26 protein-coding genes and 2 pseudogenes are annotated in these 21,449 nt (G+C 33.8%); 16 read left to right on the top strand and 12 right to left on the bottom strand.

All coding sequences use genetic code 11. The features are described from left to right. The 3 genes from E3U55_RS01665 to E3U55_RS17790 all read left to right on the top strand — a co-directional run. A partial coding sequence (locus E3U55_RS01665) for a transposase (protein WP_228547439.1) occupies positions 1-752 on the top strand: 752 nt, incomplete at its 5' end. A gap of 218 nt (positions 753-970) precedes the next feature. After that, a complete protein-coding gene (locus E3U55_RS17675; RefSeq protein WP_228547442.1) occupies positions 971-1,159 on the top strand; it encodes a restriction endonuclease in 189 nt (62 codons plus the stop codon). 23 nt (positions 1,160-1,182) lie between these two features. Next, the gene (locus E3U55_RS17790) at positions 1,183-1,308 is read left to right on the top strand and encodes a hypothetical protein (RefSeq protein ID WP_267195376.1); all 126 of its coding nucleotides are present in this window, start codon (positions 1,183-1,185) and stop codon (positions 1,306-1,308) included. Positions 1,309-1,552: 244 nt separating this feature from the next. On the opposite strand, the gene E3U55_RS17520 is transcribed toward E3U55_RS17790, so the two are convergent. Continuing rightward, complete coding sequence (locus E3U55_RS17520) at positions 1,553-1,714, bottom strand: hypothetical protein (protein WP_194840786.1); 162 nt, start codon at positions 1,712-1,714, stop codon at positions 1,553-1,555. 166 nt (positions 1,715-1,880) lie between these two features. Next, positions 1,881-2,153: a YqhV family protein gene (locus E3U55_RS01655; protein WP_134338581.1), complete on the bottom strand. Its 273-nt coding sequence runs from the start codon at positions 2,151-2,153 to the stop codon at positions 1,881-1,883. A gap of 205 nt (positions 2,154-2,358) precedes the next feature. Between E3U55_RS01655 and E3U55_RS01650 the strand changes: the two genes are divergently transcribed. Next, on the top strand, positions 2,359-3,819 hold the full coding sequence (locus E3U55_RS01650) for a protein adenylyltransferase SelO (RefSeq protein WP_134338580.1): 1,461 nt from the start codon (positions 2,359-2,361) through the stop codon (positions 3,817-3,819). 236 nt (positions 3,820-4,055) lie between these two features. Here the strand turns inward: E3U55_RS01650 and E3U55_RS01645 are convergent, their stop codons facing one another. Then, positions 4,056-5,174, bottom strand: coding sequence for a S8 family peptidase (locus E3U55_RS01645; protein WP_134338579.1), 1,119 nt, complete (start codon positions 5,172-5,174; stop codon positions 4,056-4,058). 332 nt (positions 5,175-5,506) lie between these two features. On the opposite strand from E3U55_RS01645, the gene E3U55_RS01640 reads away from it, so the two are divergent. The 4 genes from E3U55_RS01640 to E3U55_RS01630 all read left to right on the top strand — a co-directional run bounded on the left by E3U55_RS01640 (position 5,507) and on the right by E3U55_RS01630 (position 7,792). Beyond that, on the top strand, positions 5,507-6,409 hold the full coding sequence (locus E3U55_RS01640) for a helix-turn-helix domain-containing protein (protein ID WP_134338578.1): 903 nt from the start codon (positions 5,507-5,509) through the stop codon (positions 6,407-6,409). Next, positions 6,406-6,552: a hypothetical protein gene (locus E3U55_RS17235; RefSeq protein ID WP_153801884.1), complete on the top strand. Its 147-nt coding sequence runs from the start codon at positions 6,406-6,408 to the stop codon at positions 6,550-6,552. The genes E3U55_RS01640 and E3U55_RS17235 overlap by 4 nt, the downstream gene beginning before the upstream one ends. Before the next feature lie 230 nt (positions 6,553-6,782). Next, on the top strand, positions 6,783-7,229 hold the full coding sequence (locus E3U55_RS01635; RefSeq protein WP_228547438.1) for a DUF2243 domain-containing protein: 447 nt from the start codon (positions 6,783-6,785) through the stop codon (positions 7,227-7,229). 2 nt (positions 7,230-7,231) lie between these two features. After that, positions 7,232-7,792: a DUF1541 domain-containing protein gene (locus E3U55_RS01630; RefSeq protein ID WP_194840785.1), complete on the top strand. Its 561-nt coding sequence runs from the start codon at positions 7,232-7,234 to the stop codon at positions 7,790-7,792. Between the two features lie 91 nt (positions 7,793-7,883). Here E3U55_RS01630 and E3U55_RS01625 read toward each other — a convergent pair whose 3' ends face one another. Both E3U55_RS01625 and E3U55_RS01620 read right to left on the bottom strand, forming a co-directional pair. Then, the gene (locus tag E3U55_RS01625) at positions 7,884-8,717 is read right to left on the bottom strand and encodes an NAD(P)-dependent oxidoreductase (RefSeq protein WP_134338575.1); all 834 of its coding nucleotides are present in this window, start codon (positions 8,715-8,717) and stop codon (positions 7,884-7,886) included. A gap of 243 nt (positions 8,718-8,960) precedes the next feature. Then, a complete protein-coding gene (locus E3U55_RS01620; protein ID WP_194840784.1) occupies positions 8,961-9,401 on the bottom strand; it encodes a cell wall hydrolase in 441 nt (146 codons plus the stop codon). A 254-nt stretch (positions 9,402-9,655) separates the two neighbouring features. Between E3U55_RS01620 and E3U55_RS01615 the strand changes: the two are divergent. Next, positions 9,656-10,180: pseudogene (locus tag E3U55_RS01615) on the top strand (tyrosine-type recombinase/integrase). A gap of 15 nt (positions 10,181-10,195) precedes the next feature. Here E3U55_RS01615 and E3U55_RS01610 read toward each other — a convergent pair. From E3U55_RS01610 to E3U55_RS01595, 4 genes and pseudogenes are all read right to left on the bottom strand, one after another. Beyond that, positions 10,196-10,726 (bottom strand): PilZ domain-containing protein, encoded by a 531-nt coding sequence (locus tag E3U55_RS01610; RefSeq protein WP_134338574.1) that lies wholly within the window; start codon positions 10,724-10,726, stop codon positions 10,196-10,198. Positions 10,727-10,885: 159 nt separating this feature from the next. Beyond that, positions 10,886-11,602 (bottom strand): EAL domain-containing protein, encoded by a 717-nt coding sequence (locus tag E3U55_RS01605; protein ID WP_134338573.1) that lies wholly within the window; start codon positions 11,600-11,602, stop codon positions 10,886-10,888. 21 nt (positions 11,603-11,623) lie between these two features. Then, a pseudogene (locus E3U55_RS17920) lies at positions 11,624-11,785 on the bottom strand (response regulator transcription factor); the annotation flags it as partial. A gap of 17 nt (positions 11,786-11,802) precedes the next feature. Continuing rightward, entirely contained in the window at positions 11,803-11,988 is a 186-nt protein-coding gene (locus E3U55_RS01595) for a hypothetical protein (protein ID WP_134338572.1), read from the bottom strand. 719 nt (positions 11,989-12,707) lie between these two features. Here E3U55_RS01595 and E3U55_RS01590 point away from each other — a divergent pair. The 4 genes from E3U55_RS01590 to E3U55_RS01575 are packed head-to-tail and all read left to right on the top strand — an operon-like array spanning position 12,708 to position 15,581. After that, a complete protein-coding gene (locus tag E3U55_RS01590; RefSeq protein WP_134338571.1) occupies positions 12,708-13,229 on the top strand; it encodes a DUF4247 domain-containing protein in 522 nt (173 codons plus the stop codon). 17 nt (positions 13,230-13,246) lie between these two features. Beyond that, positions 13,247-13,663 carry a DUF350 domain-containing protein gene (locus tag E3U55_RS01585; RefSeq protein ID WP_134338570.1) on the top strand — a complete coding sequence of 139 codons (417 nt, stop codon included), beginning with the start codon at positions 13,247-13,249 and terminating at the stop codon, positions 13,661-13,663. 15 nt (positions 13,664-13,678) lie between these two features. After that, positions 13,679-14,062, top strand: a complete 384-nt coding sequence (gene speD, locus E3U55_RS01580) for an adenosylmethionine decarboxylase (protein ID WP_134338569.1) — start codon at positions 13,679-13,681, stop codon at positions 14,060-14,062. Beyond that, on the top strand, positions 14,049-15,581 hold the full coding sequence (locus E3U55_RS01575; protein WP_134338568.1) for a polyamine aminopropyltransferase: 1,533 nt from the start codon (positions 14,049-14,051) through the stop codon (positions 15,579-15,581). Before speD ends, E3U55_RS01575 begins: the two co-directional genes overlap by 14 nt. 39 nt (positions 15,582-15,620) lie before the next feature. Here E3U55_RS01575 and E3U55_RS01570 read toward each other — a convergent pair whose 3' ends face one another. Together E3U55_RS01570 and E3U55_RS01565 are read right to left on the bottom strand one after the other, a co-directional pair. Beyond that, entirely contained in the window at positions 15,621-16,067 is a 447-nt protein-coding gene (locus E3U55_RS01570) for a hypothetical protein (RefSeq protein ID WP_134338567.1), read from the bottom strand. 170 nt (positions 16,068-16,237) lie between these two features. Beyond that, positions 16,238-16,639, bottom strand: a complete 402-nt coding sequence (locus E3U55_RS01565) for a hypothetical protein (RefSeq protein ID WP_134338566.1) — start codon at positions 16,637-16,639, stop codon at positions 16,238-16,240. A 141-nt stretch (positions 16,640-16,780) separates the two neighbouring features. On the opposite strand from E3U55_RS01565, the gene E3U55_RS01560 reads away from it, so the two are divergent. The 3 genes from E3U55_RS01560 (at position 16,781) to E3U55_RS17515 (ending at position 20,227) form a co-directional block, all read left to right on the top strand. Then, the gene (locus E3U55_RS01560) at positions 16,781-17,596 is read left to right on the top strand and encodes a DUF817 domain-containing protein (protein ID WP_134338565.1); all 816 of its coding nucleotides are present in this window, start codon (positions 16,781-16,783) and stop codon (positions 17,594-17,596) included. A gap of 122 nt (positions 17,597-17,718) precedes the next feature. Beyond that, entirely contained in the window at positions 17,719-19,953 is a 2,235-nt protein-coding gene (locus E3U55_RS01555) for a PepSY1/2 domain-containing protein (RefSeq protein WP_134338564.1), read from the top strand. A gap of 106 nt (positions 19,954-20,059) precedes the next feature. After that, positions 20,060-20,227, top strand: a complete 168-nt coding sequence (locus E3U55_RS17515) for a hypothetical protein (protein ID WP_194840783.1) — start codon at positions 20,060-20,062, stop codon at positions 20,225-20,227. Between the two features lie 102 nt (positions 20,228-20,329). Here the strand turns inward: E3U55_RS17515 and E3U55_RS01550 are convergent, their stop codons facing one another. Continuing rightward, a complete protein-coding gene (locus E3U55_RS01550) occupies positions 20,330-21,082 on the bottom strand; it encodes an exodeoxyribonuclease III (RefSeq protein WP_134338563.1) in 753 nt (250 codons plus the stop codon). Positions 21,083-21,449 lie beyond the last annotated feature (367 nt).

The raw sequence follows: 21,449 nt of genomic DNA, 5'->3' as shown, positions 1-21,449 counted from the left end.
GGACGTTTCTACCTTTTTTAGATTATATCGAAGATAATTTCTTTGAACTACCTAATTATATCGTTGCAGATGCTGGCTATGGTAGTGAACAAAATTATGAAGATGTATTAGAAAACCGAGAACGTACACCTCTCATTACATATAATCAGTACCGAAGAGAGAAAAAAATAAAATTCAAAAATGACCCATTTAATTTTTATAATTGGGATTATGATGAGGCCAATGATCTGTTTATCTGTCCTAACAATAAACATGTTACGTTCCGTTATGAATCCCAACGTACGGATCGCTATGGGTTTACAAGAACATTCAAAGTATATGAATGCGAAGATTGTACGGGTTGCCCATTACGTTCGGAATGCACAAAAGCTAAAGAAGGCAATAATCGCAAGGTATACTATAACCAAAAATGGGAGCAACAAAAATCATATATTAGAAATAAGCTTTCGGAAGAAAAAACGGGTGAAATTTACGGCATGCGTAAAATCGATGTGGAACCAGTTTTTGGATTTCTGAAGGCTAATTTGTGTTTCACTCGAATGTCCGTAAGGGGCAAAGAGAAAGTGAAAAATGAATTAGGGTTTGCCTTCATGGCGGTGAATTTAAGAAAGTACACCGCCATAAACACCCAAAGAAGCCTAAATCATCATATTGATTCATCAAAAAATGGCATCCATCATTTAATTTTTATGATGGATGCCATTTTTAAGTTATTTTTGACTAGTTATGTCCCAGCCTCTTTTGTTATCTGATTAATAAATATAAGAATTTAATAAGTGCTTCTGTTTCTTTTTTGTTTATAAATTATGGAGGAATTTTTAGATTAACTCGTCGAAAATTGTCTAGGAAATATTTAGATAAAAAGGTGGTTTAGCAATGGCTAGAAGAAAAAGCGCAGCAAAAAGAGAACAGGAGTTCATAGATGCATTAATAAAGTTATCAAGTTACAGGAGATTATGGTGCTGATTTAATTTTAACTAAAGAAACGAAAAAGATCATTGTCCAGGCGAAGCGCTACAAAAGTAGAGTGGGAATAAAAGCCGTACAAGAAGCCGTTTCAGCAATTGCGTATTACAAGGCTTCAGAAGGATGGGTAGTAACTAACAATGAATTTACGGAAGCAGCTATCAATCTTGCAAAATCTACAATATCCGACTGATAGAGAGAGAAGGACTAATTAATATGATGTTAAAATTAAACGAAGAACAACCTGATCAATTAGTTAACCAAACACGAAAAGAAGACTTAAAAGAAAAGTGTAAGCGCTGTGGTTCAGAATTAGTGATACGTAATAGCAAGAGAGGTTAATTTTATGGTTGTAGTAGTTTTCCTAAGTGTAGATATACACAAAGTGCAGAGATAATTCAGTCACCCTAGAACAGTATATAATTAGTTTGTTTAATGGAAAGAGCAGAATCCTATAAATTGGTATCTGCTCTCTTTTTTGCATAGTTAATACGAAAGGTCGATGTTTGACTGTCAAATCAATACCATTTGCCATATTATCTCGTTTAATAGTTCAAAGTCCAATCTGGTAATCGTGTTGTTGGAGTTAGAGGGCTATGTGTTCCATTGAAATTTGAGTGTCATCATATTTAATATTAATTTTTCCATCCTCTGTATCTATTAGAACTCGTTCAACGCCTGCTAGCTCATTTAAAATGTGTTCCACATCTTGAATTTCTAGTGCTGTAGCAACACCTTTTACAAACATGGTAACTTCTTTTATTCCATTTTCTCCTTTAACACCAATTTTATATAGTGAAACTCATTTTTTATTCCTTTAAAGTTTACCTGTGACAATAGCTGCAGTAATTGTTTAACAATAGTAACTTTACCTGTTTAGTTTTAACTAAATCAATTAATAACATGTTTAAAAATTAGCCACTTAAACCATAGAATATAAAACCAATCCCAAGGATCACCAAAGTAAATTTCTTTAAAGATAACTGATCAGCATATCCAAGAAGGCCAATGGCAGTTGTGAATAGTAAAACCAATGGTCCAATAATGGCTAATGAGCTATTTACGATTAGTGCTTTTTCGACATCATTAAATTTTATCATTAAAAATGCAGCAAACATTTCGATACATCCTGATAATATCCTTAGAAGTGCCATCCCTAAAACAGCTTTTTCTAATAACACAAACATCTTTATTCCTCCTAGTGTGTAAATATTTATATATATGTACAACTTGTACACTTAAGGACGCAAAATAGAAAATTTTACATATTGGGTAGCATCACTTACCATGAAATTAAGTAGGAATATATGTTGAAAATAAGTTGCTAAATCAGCAATATTAATGGTTTTATAGAGTAAACTAGGCTATAGAAACACGTAAAGGAGATTAAAATTGACACATGAAAATGCAGGCTGGAATTTAGAGAATAGTTTTACTCAACTACCAGAAACTTTTTATTCCAAAATAGAATTAAACCCTGTCCGCTCACCTGAGTTATTGATTTTTAATCATTATCTGGCAAAAGAACTAGGGTTGGATGCCCAGGCTTTACAAAAAGAAATGGGGGTTAGGGTCTTTGCTGGTAACGAGATCCCTGAAAATTCCGTTCCGATTGCTCAAGCCTATGCTGGGCATCAGTTTGGGCATTTTACGATGTTGGGTGATGGACGTGCACTTCTCATAGGTGAACAAATCACCCCATCGGGTAAACGGTATGATATTCAACTTAAAGGTTCAGGCCGAACACCATATTCCCGTGGGGGAGATGGTCGAGCATCACTTGGGCCCATGCTAAGAGAATATATTATTAGTGAAGCCATGCATGCTCTCGGAATTCCCACGTCTCGGAGTTTAGCTGTTGTGACAACTGGAGAATCGGTTATTCGTGAAACGGAGTTACCTGGGGCGATCTTAACTCGTGTCGCATCGAGTCATTTACGTTTTGGTACTTTTGAATATGCGAGAAAATGGGGTTCGGAAGAAGAGTTAAAAGCTCTGGCTGATTATGCCATCAAGCGCCATTATCCAGATATTCAGTCGAATGAGAACCCGTATCTTTCTCTTCTTCAAGAAGTAACCAAACGCCAGGCTGAACTCGTAGCCAAATGGCAGTTAGTTGGGTTTATTCATGGGGTGATGAACACTGATAATATGACCATTAGCGGTGAAACAATTGACTATGGTCCTTGTGCTTTTATGGATGAATACGATCCAGAAACAGTATTCAGTTCCATTGACATGAATGGTCGATATGCCTATCGTAACCAGCCGCCTATTACGAATTGGAATCTCGCTCGATTTGCAGAAGCACTATTGCCATTATTACATGAGGATTCGGATCAAGCTGTTGAAATTGCAGAAGGTGCAATAACAAAGTTTCCTGAATACTACAACCATCATTGGATTGCAGGTATGAGAGCTAAACTTGGTCTTTTTAATGAGGAAAAAGAGGATGAAACATTGGTTAAGGGTCTTCTTGAATTGATGGAAAAGTATTCAGCTGACTTTACGAATACGTTCCGGGCGTTAACACTTGAGAAGTATGAAGAAGATTTATTTGATAGCGCAGACTTTAATAAGTGGCAGGAACAATGGCAGGCGAGGCTAGATAGACAGGAAGAATCAAAAGAAACTTCACAACAGTTAATGCGTGATCATAATCCAGCTGTTATCCCGAGAAACCACCGGGTAGAAGAAGCACTTGAAGCGGCAGTAGAAAATGAAGATTACAGCGTGTTAGAACGCCTGCTTGATGTTCTTGAAAGACCATACGAATATTCTTTAGATCAGGAGAAGTATGCTGCGCCACCTGAACCATCAGACCGGGTATATCAAACATTTTGCGGGACGTGAGTTGAATTTAAGAAGAAATTTTAGGGGTATTCTTTATTGAAGCAGCAGAATTCTAAATAGGATTCTGCTTTTTTCAGTGCATTAAATTAAAAAAGTAATTACTCAAAAATATAAAAATGGATACCCTGTATGTATGACTTTTAAAAACTAGTTTATAAATGTAACTGTAAATGAAAGGTGTATTTATAAGTAAAGCCCGGGAGAACAAATCCCCCGGACTCTATTAATAGAATATTTTAATTAGCAATTGCATCATAAGATTGTACTAGCCCATGACCGTAGTAGTAAGGGTCACCTAAGTATTGGGCTGTTTGTTGCAGTAGTGAACGTAATTGTACGTTCGATAGGTGTGGTTTTGCCTGCCATACTTGTGCTGCTACACCTGCAACATGAGGTGAAGCCATTGATGTACCGTTAAATGAATCATAACTATTACCTGGAATTGTGCTTAATACGCTAACACCAGGAGCTGATAATTCAACGTCTGGTCCATGGCTTGAGAAAGATGCTCGATTGTTATTTTGATCAATTGCAGCAACAGCGATTACTGAATCATATTTCGCAGGATAACCAACCGTGTCACCCCAGCCCCAATAGTTACCACTATTACCTGCTGCAGCAACTACTAAAATACCTTCATTATATGCAAGATTAGAATAATCTTCTAATATGGATGAGCTTGATGATCCACCTAAACTCATATTAATAATATCCATATCGTTTTGAATTGACCATTCGATACCTTGCGCAATGCCTGAATAAGAACCGCTTCCATTACTGTCTAATACCTTAACAGCATATAAAGAAGCGTCAGGTGCCACACCAATAACACCTAAGTTATTATCTAATGCTCCAACAGTACCAGCAACGTGTGTTCCGTGGCCGTTACCATCGTTATATGGAGAGTCACCAAATACGGAATATCCCCCAGACACATTTAAGTCCTCGTGTGAACTATCAATTCCAGTGTCTAATACAGCAACTTTTACTCCAGATCCTGTGTATCCACTGTTTTGTGATTGTGTCCCTTGAACATGTGGAATTCCCCAAGGGGTTTGTTGAGCAAAGGCTTTGGCTTCAGCGTTAGCCTCCACGTATTTGATCTGTGGGTGATTCTTTAATCCTTTCGCCTGATTATCGGTTAGTTTTAAATGAAAAACAGGCAGTAAGCTAAATTCGTGAAGTATATCTTCATCCTCAACTCCAAACCCTTTCAGCAATCCTTTTTCAGCTGGTCCATCAAACTGTACTAAATACTCTTCTTCGTTCTGTGTTTTCGCTTCATCAGCAAAAACATTCTGTAGTGGCATGAGAAGTATAGCCAGCACACTAACTAGAACTAACAACTTTTTCACAGCATTTTTCCCCTTTCAAAATTTTTATAACCGCTTATTAATTTGCATTCATAATGAGGAAATCGTGAATAAAAGTTTAATAGATTCGTATTGATAGAATATTAATGGAACCATAAACATATCAATGGTAAGATGTTTTAAAAAAGTAATGTCAGCGGTTATTGATTTCAATTTAACACATAGAAAAATACTTTGAATTTGTGATTATAGGTGATTTGGAACGTTTAGCACCTATTTTTCTTTAATTATCTTTAATTTTCAGAAAAAATATAATAATAGGAATATTGTATTGCTCATTGTTTTTTTCTTTGCTATAAATAGGGGGGAGTCAGGTGAAGCTAGAAAATTTTAATAAGGTTCTAAAGCAGGCTAGGCTTGATGCTAACATGACACAAAAAGAGTTGGCAGAAGGGGTTTGTACACAGGCACAAATCAGTAAATTAGAACGTGGAGATGAATTCCCTTCTAGTATTACTCTCTATCTAATCTCAAAGAAGCTGGGGGTAGACGCAGAATACTTCTTTCGTCAAATAGAATCTGATCGTGTAGAGTATATTGACGATGTGAAAAATATTGTAAGGAAGTATAAGCGAGACAAAAACTATCAAAAAATAAATAACCTAGTCAGAAGTCAACTTAATACTCCATTAGCGAAAGAAAACAAAGATTTTTATCAATTCCTTCTGTGGCATTTAGGGATTTGCGCGTTTTATTTAGAGGATGATAAACATAAAGCACTAAAGTTCTTAACACGATCTTTAAGTATGAGAGACCGTGTTCTCGATAAGGAAAGGGAAGTAGCAATACTGAATAGTATCGCAATTATTTTAAATGAAAAGGAAAACTATCAATTTTCTCTAAAAGTATTTGATCGAGCGTTAGAGAAAGTAAAGAAATTGCCTATTATAAAAGATTTTACGATTGAAATAAGATTATTATTTGGTGCTTCCAAGTCGGCATTAAATCTTTGGAAAATTAATCAGGCATTAGACTATAGCCAAAAAGGAATCAATATTTGTAAACAATATGAAACGTTTTATTTGTTAGGTGAACTATACTATCAAAAAGCAAGATGTCTTAAACGCATTAATGATGAGGAATCTGCTGTGTTTTTTCGTAAATCCATCCAGACATTCCTTTTAGAAGATAAGAAAGAGTATGCCGAAGTTGTTGAAAAAGCTTATGTCAAATATATTAATAAGCTTAAAAAGGGGAGAAAGGAGGGGCTTAAATGATCAAGAAGTTATTAGCTATGGGTACAATTATGGCATTTCTTATGACAGCAGGGCAGTTTATCCAAATGAATGACGTTAGCAAAGGTTTTATTGACAACAACATCCTAAATGAAGACGAAGAAGAACTGCCAAATCAACATTAATTTTAAGATTTAATGAATGTATAAAATCACCTCTACTTTTGGGTGGAGGTGATTTTATATGTTTTAAAAGATGTGATTTATTTAATTTTTATAGCAACTAAATTTAAGGAGAAAATTCTGTTATACATGAACACATATCTCATAAGATGTTTTTCTAATACAGTATTATTTTTGTATATAATGGTAATTCTTTAATGTAGCGAAAATCTTATAATAAAAGGATGATTCGTTTGACTAAAGAAGATAAAAATTTGTATATAGCAGGGTTTATTCTCGGTTTAGGAATCTTGGGGGCGATTGATGGAATCGTGTTTCATCAATTGTTGCAGTGGCATCATATGATTTTAAGTCCCGATATAAAGTTAGAAATTTTCACAGACGGGCTATTTACGGCTGCTTTTTCTGCTTTAATGGTATGGGGTGCGCTTAAAATTTTTCGTGATGCTAGAAATCATGAACTGGGATACAGTTGGAAGGTATTTGTAAGTGGTACCTTAATCGGTGGTGGTGTGTTTAATTTAGTTGAGGGAATTATTGATCACCATATTCTCCAGGTACACCGAGTTAGACCGATGGCGGATAATCCACTACTCTATGATCTAGCCTTTTTAGCCTCTGGCATAGTACTCATTTTAATCGGTCTATGGATAAAAAAATTAGATAAAAAGGCCGCATGAGTATGAAGGTAAAAGATTTAATAATTTTTTTAACGTTATTTATCTGCTTTTTTGTGTATTATGTCACGCAAAATCCTCATTATGGGGTTCTGACTGGTGAAGAGATGACGGTGCACCACCTCGATATGGTTTATGAAGGTTCGCCTGAGGTGCCACGTGGTCTCAAGATTGCGGATTCGCCTGCTTATCCCATTGGAAGTCAAGCGATCAGTCTTGCTGATCATATGAGCGGTATGATGCGGGGTGTTGAAGTAACGATTGTTGCTGCTTATGAAACAACAGCTTATTCGACAACATATACATCTACTAACTCCGGTATGTTAGTGAAGGACCATAAATGGATTGTGCATGAAGAATTTGTTGATGTTGGAGACGATAGATTAGCTGACAGTACTAAGACTCTTACAAAAGCAGAACATATGAAAGGCATGAGTGATGCTGTTCATACGATTGATAATTCATTGAAGACGACTGTATATATGGTAGATTTCGTGCTCCCAAATGGAATTATGGTCACGAATCACAAATGGGTTGTTGAAGAAGAACTCGCGCCTGTTAAGTGAGATTAGTTATTAGATTTTAATAATGGACAAAAAAAGCATTCTAAAACACATAGAATGCTTTTCTGTTTAGATTATATTTACCCTTAAATTACTAAGCTTTTGGTTTATTTTTTCCCATAGAGTCAACTAATTGTGTTGTTGATAAGGCATTGAAAGGTAAAGGGACATTGTGTTTCAGTCCTTCATTGTAAGATGCTTTTAAGTCAGTAAGTAGTACGCCCAATGTGGCATCTGTTGTCCATTCAGAAATATTGTCCCAATTTCGAGCTACCCAACTGTCACCTGTACTTACTTGAAGTAATTTTAATATCTCTTCTTGAGGCAAATCATATTCCTTCGCTAATTTAAGTCCTTCGGCTACTGCGCTTATGTTAACACCCAGAATCATATTGTTAATTAATTTGGCTGCCTCGCTGTTACCTGGTTCGTTACCGTAGTAAAGTGTATTGGATCCTATCGCATCAAAGTAACCTTTAAAAGATTCCACGATTTCCTTAGAACCTGATGTCATAATTGATAATGTACCAGCTTCAGCACCTGCAACCCCGCCGCTTACTGAAGCAGAAATTAATTTTAATTCACTTTCTTCTTCGACTTTCTTACCTAATTCATTCATGGTATCCGGGTCGAGAGTACTCATGACAATAACTGTTTTATCTTTAGGTTGGGCAGATAATAGACCATCTTCTCCAAAAATAATGTCAATATTTTGGTCGTAGTTACGAACCATAGAGATGATCGCTTCGTCAGCTTGTTCTCCTACCTCTTTTAAAGTTTCTACCATGGTTATTCCAGCATCGTTTGCCTTTTCATAGATTCCTTTGAACGCGTCATAACCTATCACTTCAAAACCAGCTTTCTTTAGGTTAACTGCCATTGGAAAACCCATTGCTCCTAGTCCTACGAATCCAATTTTTTTACTAATAATAATTCCTCCTATTTTTAAATGTGTCTTTCATCGTTAGTCCAGTTATTTTATTAAATATTATCAAGAATTCAAAGTATTGGACAAATGATAAGGCTCTTGCTTCGATAGTAATGCTAAGTGAACCGTTAATTGTTCACGTGCTTGTCTATGCAATAGGAAGATTATATAAAAAGAAGCAGAATTCCTATGGAGTCTGCTTCTTATAAACACAGAGTATTTATCTAATTACTATTAAGATCTCTAATATCTGTAAGCCCCTTCGCATGTATTAGCTATTGGCTCATAATAACAATGTTCTTTATACTGCCCTGTAAATGGTTGGCCGAACCATGTCGGTGGACATTCACCATATGGATTAAAATACCAAAGTGCATACTTTGCAGGATGCTTTCGCCAGTATTTCAATACTTGTTCGGCTAATCTTTTTTCAACACCTCTTGCTGGGCTATAAAATAAATTCCCTTTTTGGACGGCTTCAAAAGAGTAATTTCCACCTTGCGTTTGAAAGATCACATCGCGTATTGAAGTTAAGCCTTCAAAATCCAAACAGTTAGCTCTAAGCCGATTGACTATGACATTACCAACCATTAGCATTCCCATTCGACCTTCACCAACAGCTTCGGCCCGCATCATCCTTGCAATTAAATTAACATCCTTTTGATTATAGGCTACCCTTGCCACTTTTAATCACCTCTAAAACATTGTATTAGTATGAGGGTACAGAATGTTACGGATATTTTTATTCAACAGATTTACAGTCAATTTGAATGGATGAAACATAGAAACACTATGTATATTACGTTTCCTAGTACATCGTCATAAACCTTGACATATCAGCATTTTTATAAAAGTGTTGTTGCTTTTTAGTAATTTATTAAACATAATGTCTTATTTAAATAACTTTATATAGGAAACATATTAAAGGGGGTAAACTAATGAATGAAGTTCAACCAATAAAAGATTCAGAGGTCATAAATCAAATGAAATCAATTTAGAGATTGGTTTATGTTTACTATGGGAATTAATACCGGTTTACGAATAAGCGATCTATTACAATTAAAAGTCGTTGATGTAAAAAATAAATTACATATTATCCTACATGAGCAAAAAACGGGAAGACTAAACGTTTTAAAATCAATAATGAGCTAAGAGACTATATTGAACGTTACGTTGTAAATATGAGTGAAGAAAGCTATTCAATTAAATCTAGAAAATCGAATGAACTAATTAAAAGGGTGCAGGCTTATAATATACTGAATATGGCTGCTAGAGAAGGAGGAGTAGAGGAAATAGGTATGCATACATTAAGAAAGACTTTTGGATACCATTTTTATGAACGAACAAAAGACATTGCTTTATTACAAGATATATTTAATCACTCTGCACTACCAATTACGTTAAGATATATAGGTGCTAACCAAGATTTTATTAATGATGCAATTGATAGTTTTAGTTTATAGGATTGAGCATTCATTCTATTTTCTTTCCGTTTCCACTTTATGCAAACTCACAGCGAGTTGTTTTTCTTGCTTGTAGCTCATTTTTTCAAATTGAATACCATATGATATTAATTTTTCTTTTATGTGTTCTTCTTTACGAACTAATAATGCAGTTATTTTAAATTGCTCGTTTTTTAAAAAGAACATTATGTCAGTTTCAAACTTCACTTTAATTGGTAAACTGAACTCGCTAATGAATTTTAATCCACTAAGACTAATATCTTCAATATCCCCATTAATTTTTTTGCCTATTAATTTTTGTAATTTAGGATTATCGCATTTCGTAATTGTTAATTCAATCGGAACGTTATATACTTTGATTCGAAAATTCTTTCTTTGTGCTTTAAGAAATTGTGTTGCACTTAGAGGTTTTGATGAAGTATTTTCTAACCTTTTTTTTAATGAATTAATTTCTTGATGTTTATTTTTAGTATCTTTAATAAGCCTATAAACAATTATTAGCAAAAAGAATATAATAATAAGTTCATAATATACGACGTATTTCATATAACCACCTCTAAATTAATTTACAAATAGAAGTTTTACCACGATTATAACCTAGGGAACAATTGACCATAAGTTCTTTTACTAATAATCATTCATTAAATTTTCTGAACTAAAAGTTTTCTGGAAGTATGCTATTTAATAGACGGCACATTCCGTAAATTATTTTGATTGAAGATTAACTATACTTAAATTAGTCGGTTTTCCTAATAAAAATCCTTGTCCAAAATTTGCGCCATTTTCCCTTAACAGAAATAGAACATCTATATCATCAATTCCTTCTAAAATTAATTTAATTTCGAACTCGTCACAGTAATTTGAAAGTAATTTAATTAGAGATTGTTTCTCAGGTGATTTATGGACATTTTGAGTGACATACGAATCAATTTTTATATAATCAGGTTTCAATTCTAAAATTTTTATGATATCAGAATTACCTTTACCGACATCATCAATTGCGATAGATACATTAAGTTTTTTTAAATGATTTATTATTGATTTTAGTTTTTTTAAATCATAAACAAGCTCTGATTCGTTAATTTCTAGAACTAGATTTAATTTACAAAAATCTAATTCTTTAATGAATGGCAAGAAGTTTGGGTTAACTAATGTAGATGGATAAACATTTGAAAATAAGTAATTAGATTCAACAAATTCTAGAGAAAGATTAAATGAACTAATAGCTTTTTTTATTGAATATGTATCTAGGTTGTATAACTCATTTTCTTTAATAGCCATATTAAAAACTTTTTCAGGATTTTCTTTATCGGTTGTTCTAAGTAATGCTTCGTAACCAACAACATTCCATTTATGTATGTCATAAATAGATTGGTAGTGATGAAATATTTGATTTTCTTCAATTAATTTACGTAAAAACAAAAGAACAGCTCCTTATTAAAACTATCTATAATACAATATTAAGTCTATTTTGTTATGTACATTTAATTTTCTATAAATATTTTTAATGTGTGTTCTAACAGTATGTTTAGATGTATAAGTGTGTCTAGCTATTTGATCGTTGGTGTAACCTTTTATTAGTAAATTATAAATTTCTAATTCTTTTTTAGTTAAAGTTTTTTTTAAACTTCAAGATAAGAATTGTCCCTTTTTGAAATAGTTAATAAGGACTTTCTAAGATTATAGAACTTTTCTATTTGTTCTTCTGTAAATTCACCTTGACTGCCCATTTTTATTGCGAAGTCTAAAGCTATGGTTAAATCGTTAATTTCATTTGTTTCAAATTTGACTGTTGTGACTAACTTCAAATAAAGACACCTCCAACATAATTCGTTAAATTTTTACAAAATATGATTAATTTCAACATACACTATTAATCCTCCTAATTACATAACGCTTTAAGGTGATTTTTTTACCGTATTAGAGGTATTTATATGGGTCTAAATATACAAAAAAAACTGTAGCAATAGTAAACTAAATAACTACTGTAAACTGAAAAATATTGTTATTAATTTATTATCAACACACATCTAACTAAGGATACTAATGTACAAATATTTAAAGTTTAATATTGATTCCCTCCGAGTGCGTTTATTACATTTTATTTAATTAATTATTATAAATTTCATTCTAAGAAGTTATATAGACTCGCAAGTGTATTAGGCGAACAACATTACCCCTTATATCTTAGCCAGAACTAGTAAAAGCGTAGGAGCAAAATCCTAACAAGGGTTTCTGCTTCTTTTTATTTTAAATATTATTTGTAGGATTTTTACATTAATTCGTCGAAAAATGTAAGGGTGCGAGTTAGGGGCACTATGAATCTATGAAAATGAAAACTCCCACGAATTTGCGTTAAAGAGAAATAATGTATATGATAAGTGCATTGTTTATCCAAAAACGGAATAAAAATTAGTACAACTATGTTAAAACCACTCCAATTGAGTGTTCATTAAATTACATAAACGGAAGGGGTTTTATATGAGAAAGTATTCTATAAATTTAAGAAAAAGGGGGAGGAGAATAAATGGTTGTTAAACGTCTAGCTTTTTTATTGATCCTATTCTTGTTCCTGGCTGGTTGTGGAATTGAGGATTCGATTGAAGATAAATATCCGAGAGCTGATATTGTCTATGATCAAAATGGGAATGAATCGAATGTATATCGCGCCTTTAATACATCGGTTCAAAGTGTGTCAAATGAAATTAGAGATATTGAAGAGCCTCAAGATATGGCTGAAAAAGATGGTAATGTCATGATGTTGTATGATGATTTTCTAGTTTATATTTATCCAGATATTAATAATAGCGATGTTTTAATAGAAGTATCTGATGATGATTTTATCGAAGACAATTATGACTCTGATCACTTCCATAAATACGGGGTGTTCAAGAAAACGAAAAAATATTATGGCATAAATAATATGACATCAGGAAAATATCGTGGTTATATTGGTGAGAGTGGTAAATACGTTAGAAACACAGGTGGTTTCCCATCGATTCGTTTTGGGTCAATGACTCGAGGTGGAGGACCAGGAGTTGGAAAGTAAAAGAGGAGGAATTTGATATGATTAATTGGTCAGAAATACTAGATTTAGAAGAAGTTCTTTTAACGCTTCTTTATTGGGTAGTAACATTAGGCCTTGCTGGTTTATTAATGATTGTATTTGAATTATTTACACCATATAAAGATCGTGAAGAGTTACTTGCTGGAAATGTAGCGGTTGGTGCTCAGTTTGCTGGAAAAATCATTGGGCTTGGTATTATTACTGAAGCTTCTATTGCCCACAATGTCAGTTTGATCGGTGCAGCTGTATGGATTGTGATCGGCTATATTTTAATGCTTATTGGTTATTATGTCTTTGAACTAATCACGCCTTTTAAAATAGAAGACGAAATTAAAAAAGGCAATGTAGCCATTGGAGTGCTAGTCGCTTCTGTGAGCATTTTTATTGGTTTCGCCGTATCAGGTAGTATTACATAAGCAAGGAGGGCGATCATGAATTATACTACGGAAGGGTCTCACGTCTTCGCAGATTTCTGGGGAGTAGATGAGAGTCTATTAAATGATGGCCATTCCCTTAAACAATGGATGCAAGAAGGGGCTGAATTAGCGGGTGCCACTGTTTTATCTTGTGCCATTGAGACGTTTAAACCACAAGGTGTAACGATAGCCGTTTTATTAGCTGAAAGTCATTTTACCATTCACACTTATCCTGAAAAAGGGTTTTGTGCGTTGGATTGTTATACTTGTGGTGAAAGTACCTCACCTTCAAAGGCGATTAAATGGCTGGAGAACATCCTCCAGCCATCTAAAGTTAGGTACAGAGAAATAGAGAGAGGTTATGCAGAAGAGGGAGAAAAAGTTTATGGCCAATCATAGTTACCTTTATTTATCTTCAGCTATTGTTTCCATATGTGGAATTGTCTATCAAGTACTTTATGGTGCAGCTGGAAGCTATCTCTTTGGGGATAGTGTTTTTTTCTATTGTATGACAATTGGATTGTTTTTAATGTTTATGGGTGTTGGGGCAGCATTTAGTGAGTATATCAAACACTCTTTAATGAATAGATTTGTACAAACTGAATATCTCATTGCGATCTTAGGGGGATTTTCAGTTCTAGGTTTGTTTTTCTGTATGTCTTATTATGGCGTTAATGTTGCTCAGATGTATTTATACATCGTTATTAGTGTGACGGGATTCTTAACAGGTATTGAACTGCCGATCTTAATTAGAAAAGCTCAATCAATGGGAGAAGAGATTGGGAGAAGTACAGCGCGCGTATTGTTTTTTGATTACGCAGGGAGTTTAATTGGTGCTGTTGGGTTTGCCTTACTTTTAAGACCGACGTTAGGTTTAATCAAAACCGCTTTTTTCGTCGCTTGTATTAATATTTTGGTGGCATTAATTATTGCTTTTGTATTTAAACATGAACTTAAGCGACCTAAGTTGCATCAATTTAGTGGTGTATTGATTACGATTGTTTTAATCTTTGGCTTTTTATATGGTGAAGGGATGGCGTTTAAGTTTGAACAAAAGCTTTATGCTGACCCGATTGTTTATCATGAGAAAACGAAATACCAGAAAATTATTTTGACGAAAAATCCGGGTGATACAAGATTATATTTAGATGGTCAATTACAATTCTCTGAAAGTGATGAATATCGCTATCATGAAGCTTTAGTCCATGTTCCGATGGCTTTAGCTGAAAGCCACCAAAATGTGTTGATTTTAGGTGGTGGCGATGGGATCGTTGCTAGGGAAGTTCTTAAATATAAGGGTGTGAAAAAAATCACGCTAGTTGATTTAGATCAAAAGATGACCAATCTAGCAAAAACTCATCCTGAACTGACACGTATTAATAATAACTCTTTACATAATGAAAAAGTTAATATTATTAATGATGGAGCGTTTCATTATTTGATGACGAATGAAAATTTCTTCGATGTCATCATTGTTGATTTACCTGATCCAAACAATGAAGCTTTGAACAAGCTGTATACTAGAGAGTTTTATTCATTAGTTAGGAATCATTTGTTGCCAGGAGGGTACACCTCGATTCAATCTACCAGTCCTATTTTTGCAACAGAAGCTTTTTGGACCATTAATAAAACGGTAAAATCCACCGGTTTAAAAGCCAAGAGCTATCATTTAGATGTTCCGTCGTTTGGTAATTGGGGATTTACTTTAGCTTCAAGAGATGAAATTAATCTGGATAATATTGATATACCAGTGGAGACCCAATATTTAACGAATGATATTGTTCCAACACTGTTTAAGTTTGGTAAAGATGCCGATTCTACAATTGTTAGAGAAGGTAAAACATTCGACATTCCGGTTAATAGTTTAAATAGACCAGTATTAATGGGCTTGTATAATCAGGCCTGGAAATATTATTAATAAAAAGAGGAGTCTTTCGCATAGAAAGACTCCTCTTTATTACGATTCCTGATCCCGACTGATTTTCATCTCACCGTCTTTATTTATAAACGTCACTTCACCTACAATGGTAAATGGCTCTGAACCACTGTCATTATAGACATTCAGTTGTAATTTATAATCATAATCAATCGACCCATCGTCATTTTCTTGTTTGTTACTAAATTCAGCGTTACTAAACTCTATATTTTTGTTTCTGTTTGCTGCCAAGGCTGGCATTACGTTGAACTTTTTACTTGCTTTTAGTTCTTTAAGTGCTTCATCAGTCAAGTAAGGTTTGACTCGTTCTGCAATCTCTTCAGATGTTGGAGCATTTTCGTGATCCTCAATCGTATACTGTTCCGCCTTATACTCTTGAAAAAAGCTCAGCCTTTCCTCATCTTCACTACTGCATCCCATTAAACCTATTAATGTTACTAATAAAATAAATGCTATAAACTTTTTCATAAAAAAGACCCCTTTATAAAAATTTTCTATATTATAAATAAGACGAACATTAAATCGATTTGTTTCAGTTTTTTGAAAATTTATATCCATAAATTTAACATTCTCAATCTGGGCGCATAAACATAGTCATAAAATGAATTGAGAGGTGCCTGCTATGTATTTCTTTTCTATTAGTCCCACATGATATGTGAGTTGATTTCTAATTTCTTTCTTTTACAACCAGGACATTTCAGTTGATTAATATCTATTTCTATATTGGAAATAATTTTACCTTTGCCTTTACATTTGCTGCAGTTTTTATTAGTTGTAAATTTTTCATCTCTGTCATATTTGATTTCCATTATAGGGCGACTATATAAGTGCTGACACTTTAAGCACGAGAGCAATTCATATTCATAGTTTATATCATGAATAGGTGAGCCACCAATCACTCTTTTAACTTGTTCTCGAGTTTTTGGGTGTAAAATATTAAATTCATAATCTATAAAGGGGGTATAATCCCCTCCAACGCCTAATAAAAATTCATTTGAATAGAAGCATGACTGGCATCGAATGCCGTATCCGGTTCCCATGTGAATTAACTTCCTCTCTAGAAATCTCTTAGATCTTAAGTTCAATTGTTGGTATACAATTTCCTTCATAATAAAGGAAATCCACTTATTCTATAGAAGTTTTTATAGTATCTGATTTTGAATTTTTAAGGAGAATCATTCATGCACTTCATTAAACAACTCTATCATTTCGGCTACCAACAAGCTCTATCCTGTCTATTTCCTGGGTTAATTTTTATTACATTGGCGTTAACGCAAGTTGTATCTATACCTGGAATACCTCGTTATGATGTGATTTTAATCATTTGTTTAGTTATTCAATTTGTGATGGTTAAGACTGGTATGGAAACCATGGATGAATTGAAAGTCATTACGCTATTTCATTTACTAGGAATTGTATTAGAAATATATAAAGTACATATGGGTTCTTGGAGTTATCCGGGTGAATCTTACACAAAAATTGCAGGTGTACCTTTATATGCGGGGTTTATGTATGCAAGCGTTTTAAGCTATATGGTTCAAGCTTGGCGGCGCTTAGATTTAAAAATTAAAAAATGGCCGCATTTTTTTTGGACATTTCCTCTTGGAGCAGGCATCTATTTGAACTTTTTTACCCACCATTTTGTTTATGATATCAGGTGGATTTTAACTGTTGCTCTTTTTGTTATTTTTGCTCAGACAATTGTTTATTTTAAAGTGAATGCTGAATGGTATCGGATGCCAATGTCAGTTTCGTTTTTCCTCATTGGCCTGTTTATTTGGATTGCTGAAAACATTTCTACGTTATTAGATGGTTATCGTTACCCCAATCAGGGTGATACGTGGGAGTTAGTCCATGTAGGTAAAATTAGCTCGTGGTTTTTACTTGTTGTAGTAAGTTTTATCATTATTGCTCAACTGAAACTTATTAAAGGTGATGGTTTTATAAAGAGTGATAAGAAAAGTGGTGAACACAATCTAAATAAAAATGTTTTATAAAATGAATACAGCAGGGGCTTGAAATGGTCTCTGTTTTTTTGTGTTAAAAATTATAAAAGTTGGTAAAATTTAATAAAAGTTATGTTATAATATTTACAGTTTTAGTAAAAGGGGGAAATGGAATGAAATTGAGAAAGGTATCAGCATTAATTCTATCAACATCTATGATATTTACTGGAATTGCACCTACATTACATGCAGAAGAAAGTGGGACGCCTCAGTCAGACAGCAGTGAAGAGCAAAAGAGAGAAAACAATCAGGTAGCGAATGAAGACTCAGTCTCATTGGAGCAATTAATTGAGAGAGTCAAAGAAATTTTTCCAAAATACAAGTCAGCAAAAGAAGAATATTTCCGTTTAGAATTTAATCATCGTTTTCCTGGTGAAAGAGACTATAGTGAAAGATATAATCTTGTATATTATGATCGTAGTCAAAAGAACCCTTCCCACATAAGTTTTGAATTTGTTGGTGAAGAGTTAGAACTTAACAGATATTATTACCATCCACGAAATGAATCAGATGCACTCTTCCCACCTAAGGTTTCGGAAGAGGAAGCAGAAAAGTTAGCAAAAGAATTCTTGAAAAAGGTTGATTTAAAAGGAGAATATGAATTAAATGAGCAGAATAATTCTTATTACTTTAGTTACAATAGACCATTAACAGAACCAATCGAGTATCGTTTTTCTTTTAATAAGTTAAAAGACGGTATTCCAATTCAAAATCAATCGATTAGCGTCACAGTTTTAGGTAATGGAGAAATTACTCAGTATAGAGGACCTCGTTATATGGGAGAGGTTGACTATGAATCTACTAGTAACTTGATGTCTAAGAGTGAACTTCTATCCGAATTAAAAGCTCAAATAAATGTTGAGTTACAGTATTTAATTCACAGAGATTACAACACTAGAGAAGAAACTGCATATTTAACCTACCGTGAAACGCCTATGATTAGAGGTTTATCAGCGAAAAATGGTCAGTACTATGTTAATGGCGAATATGTAGACGAGCTTCCTGAGTCAGAAGAACTCAAGCAGTTACCAAAGAGTTCAAAAAATCCTAATCCTTTAACGAAAGATGAAGCTAGATCATTAGCAGAAGAATTACTAGCAACTGATGAAGAAGGCGTAGAATTAAGAATCGATGGTGTAATGGAACGAGAGGTAGATGGAATTGAAGTCTATGATATTCGTTATATGTATCACTCGCAAAATGGAGGGCATGGCTCTTCGATTCAAATAAACAAAAACACAGGAGAACTACAGCGCTTTTCTCGAGCAAGAAGTTATAACCCAGAAGAAGAAGTGGATGTTAATGTATCCCAAGAAGAAGCATTAGATTTAGCTACTGACTATATTAATAAATTTGCTTTTTCTAATATGGAACAATACGTATATCCTAGAGTGTCAGATAATGTAAATCGAGATGATAGTCCTGAATATCATTTCATTTTCCAAAGAATCAAAGACGGAATTCTTGTGAGTGGTAACTATATAAGAGTTGATGTCTCTAAAGAGAATGGAAAATTGTTACATTTGTCAATCCGACACACGAATGTAGAACAATGGCCATCACTTGATCAAGTTGTAGGTGAAGAAAAAGCTTTAGAAGATATTAAGGATAAACTCGACTTAGAATTATTTTATGTCACAGAAGAGCCTTATGATATAAGAGATACTGAAGAAAAAGTATTACAGTACAAATTAAGCTATTTAAGAGATTATGATAGTTCTTTTTATAATGCCGTAACAGGTGATTGGAAAAATACAAGACCATATGGCCAGAAGGATGAAGACCAAACAGTCAGTCATCCATGGGCAGAAGAAGAGCTTAACTTTTTAATTAGTAACCAAATATTGGAAATTGAAGGTCCAGAACAATTTGATGGTGATCAAGTGGTTACTAGGGGTGAGGCTTTAGAAATTCTAACTAAATCTATTGATAGAGTTTATAGTGGACCTGCCCCTGAAGATGCTGAACCTACACCATTTGAGAACATTGGTCATGACCATCCACTTTACAATATCGTCATGGAATCACTTCGAAGAGGAATTCTAGATGCGGAACAATCAACCTTTGATGTGGACGAAAAGATGACACGTGAAAATTTAGCATTCTGGTATGTTCGTGCTTTAGAACTTGACTCAGTTGCTAAAATGCACGATATCTTTAATTATGACTTTAGTGATGAACAAGACATCAGCAAAGAATTGAAAGGTTATGTTGTGATTGCTGATTCATTAGGGTTAATATCAAAAGACTACAAAGGCAATATCTTACCAAAACAAGAAGTCACATATGCTCAGCTAGCGGTTTCATCCTTGAGATTAGCGAAATTATTGGCTTCGGAAGAGTATTAATATAGGAAAACAGAGAATCTCACTTTTTGTGAGGTTCTCTATTTTAATTAATGTGATATATTAAGGTTTGGATGAAAATATATTGTTTTTGAAGGGAGTGGAATGTATGGAGACCTTTGAAAGAGGTTGTTTGTATATTGTAATAGGTATAGCTGTATTATTGTTTCTTGCATTAATTACGCAAAGTCATATTAATATACCTTTTTTTATTGCTATCCCACTTGTCATATTAGCCTTCTATATGGCTAAAAAGAAAACAGATGAAAAAGAATAGAATATAAATACATAATAAAATAGTAGAGTTAACCAACTTTTATAAATTGGTTAACTCTATTTAAGTCTAGAAAGTTTATTCTATTAGTTTTACGTTAGTGCCTTATATGTCAATCCCTAAGTAAATCGGACAATGATCACTTCCATATATGTCTGTATGAGCTTGTGCATCTTGAAGTTGATTTTTTATTCTGTCAGATACGATAAAGTAATCAATTCTCCATCCGATATTTCGTTCTCTTACGGTTTTCATGTATGACCACCAAGTAAAAATGTCGTCTCGGTCAGGGTGGTAGTGTCTTAACGTATCAATAAATCCACTGTCCAGTAAACGTGACATTTTTCCTCGCTCTTCTTCAGTGAAGCCTGAGTTTCCATGATTGGATTTATCATTTTTTACATCGATAGTCTGGTGCGCCACATTCATATCACCACATAGAATCACAGGTTTTTGTTGATCTAATTCCTTAATATATTTATAGAATTGGTCTTCCCATTCCATGCGATGCGGGAGGCGTGCAAGTGATCGTTGAGAATTAGGGACATAGACTGTGATGAAATAGTAGTTTTCAAATTCTAATGTGATAATACGGCCTTCAGGGTGTGATTCACCATCCAATCCGTAAGTGACCTGAACCGGTGTTTTCTTGGTGAAAACAGCCGTACCAGCATAGCCTTTCTTCTCTGCATAATTCCAATATTGTTCATAGCCCTCTAGCTCTAAATCTATTTGACCTTCCTGTAGTTTAATTTCTTGTACAGCAAAGATATCAGCATCGACTTCATTAAAATAATCTAAAAAGCCTTTTCGAACTGCTGCTCGCAGTCCATTTACATTCCAAGATACAAGTTTCATAGGATGTATGCTCCTCTCTATATACCGACCATTATTTTACCATATGAAAAAGCCTTTCTCATACTAAGCAAGTTTTACTAGAAAATTTTGGCGTTTACTAGAAAATACAGGTGTCTTATTAGACAGACTGGATTAAATACTAGACAAAAATAGTGATTTACTAGACAAACTGGGCAAAATACTCGAAAGAATTTAGTGTTTACTAGAAACTTTTACGAAATACTAGAAACTTTTCTATTTTTGATGAATGATAAAATCCTTCGGCCATTATGGTTTGTATTACTTGGTCATATTTTTTCAAAAAAATGATTGACTTCAAACTGTATTAAACATATAATACAGTTATCGGTGTATTAAGCACTTAATA

Source organism: Filobacillus milosensis, from assembly GCF_004402015.1.
In the GTDB taxonomy this organism is placed as follows: domain Bacteria; phylum Bacillota; class Bacilli; order Bacillales; family Alkalibacillaceae; genus Filobacillus; species Filobacillus milosensis.
Note: the sequence above shows the minus strand (reverse complement) of the source record. Positions and strands in the feature narration are given on the sequence as shown.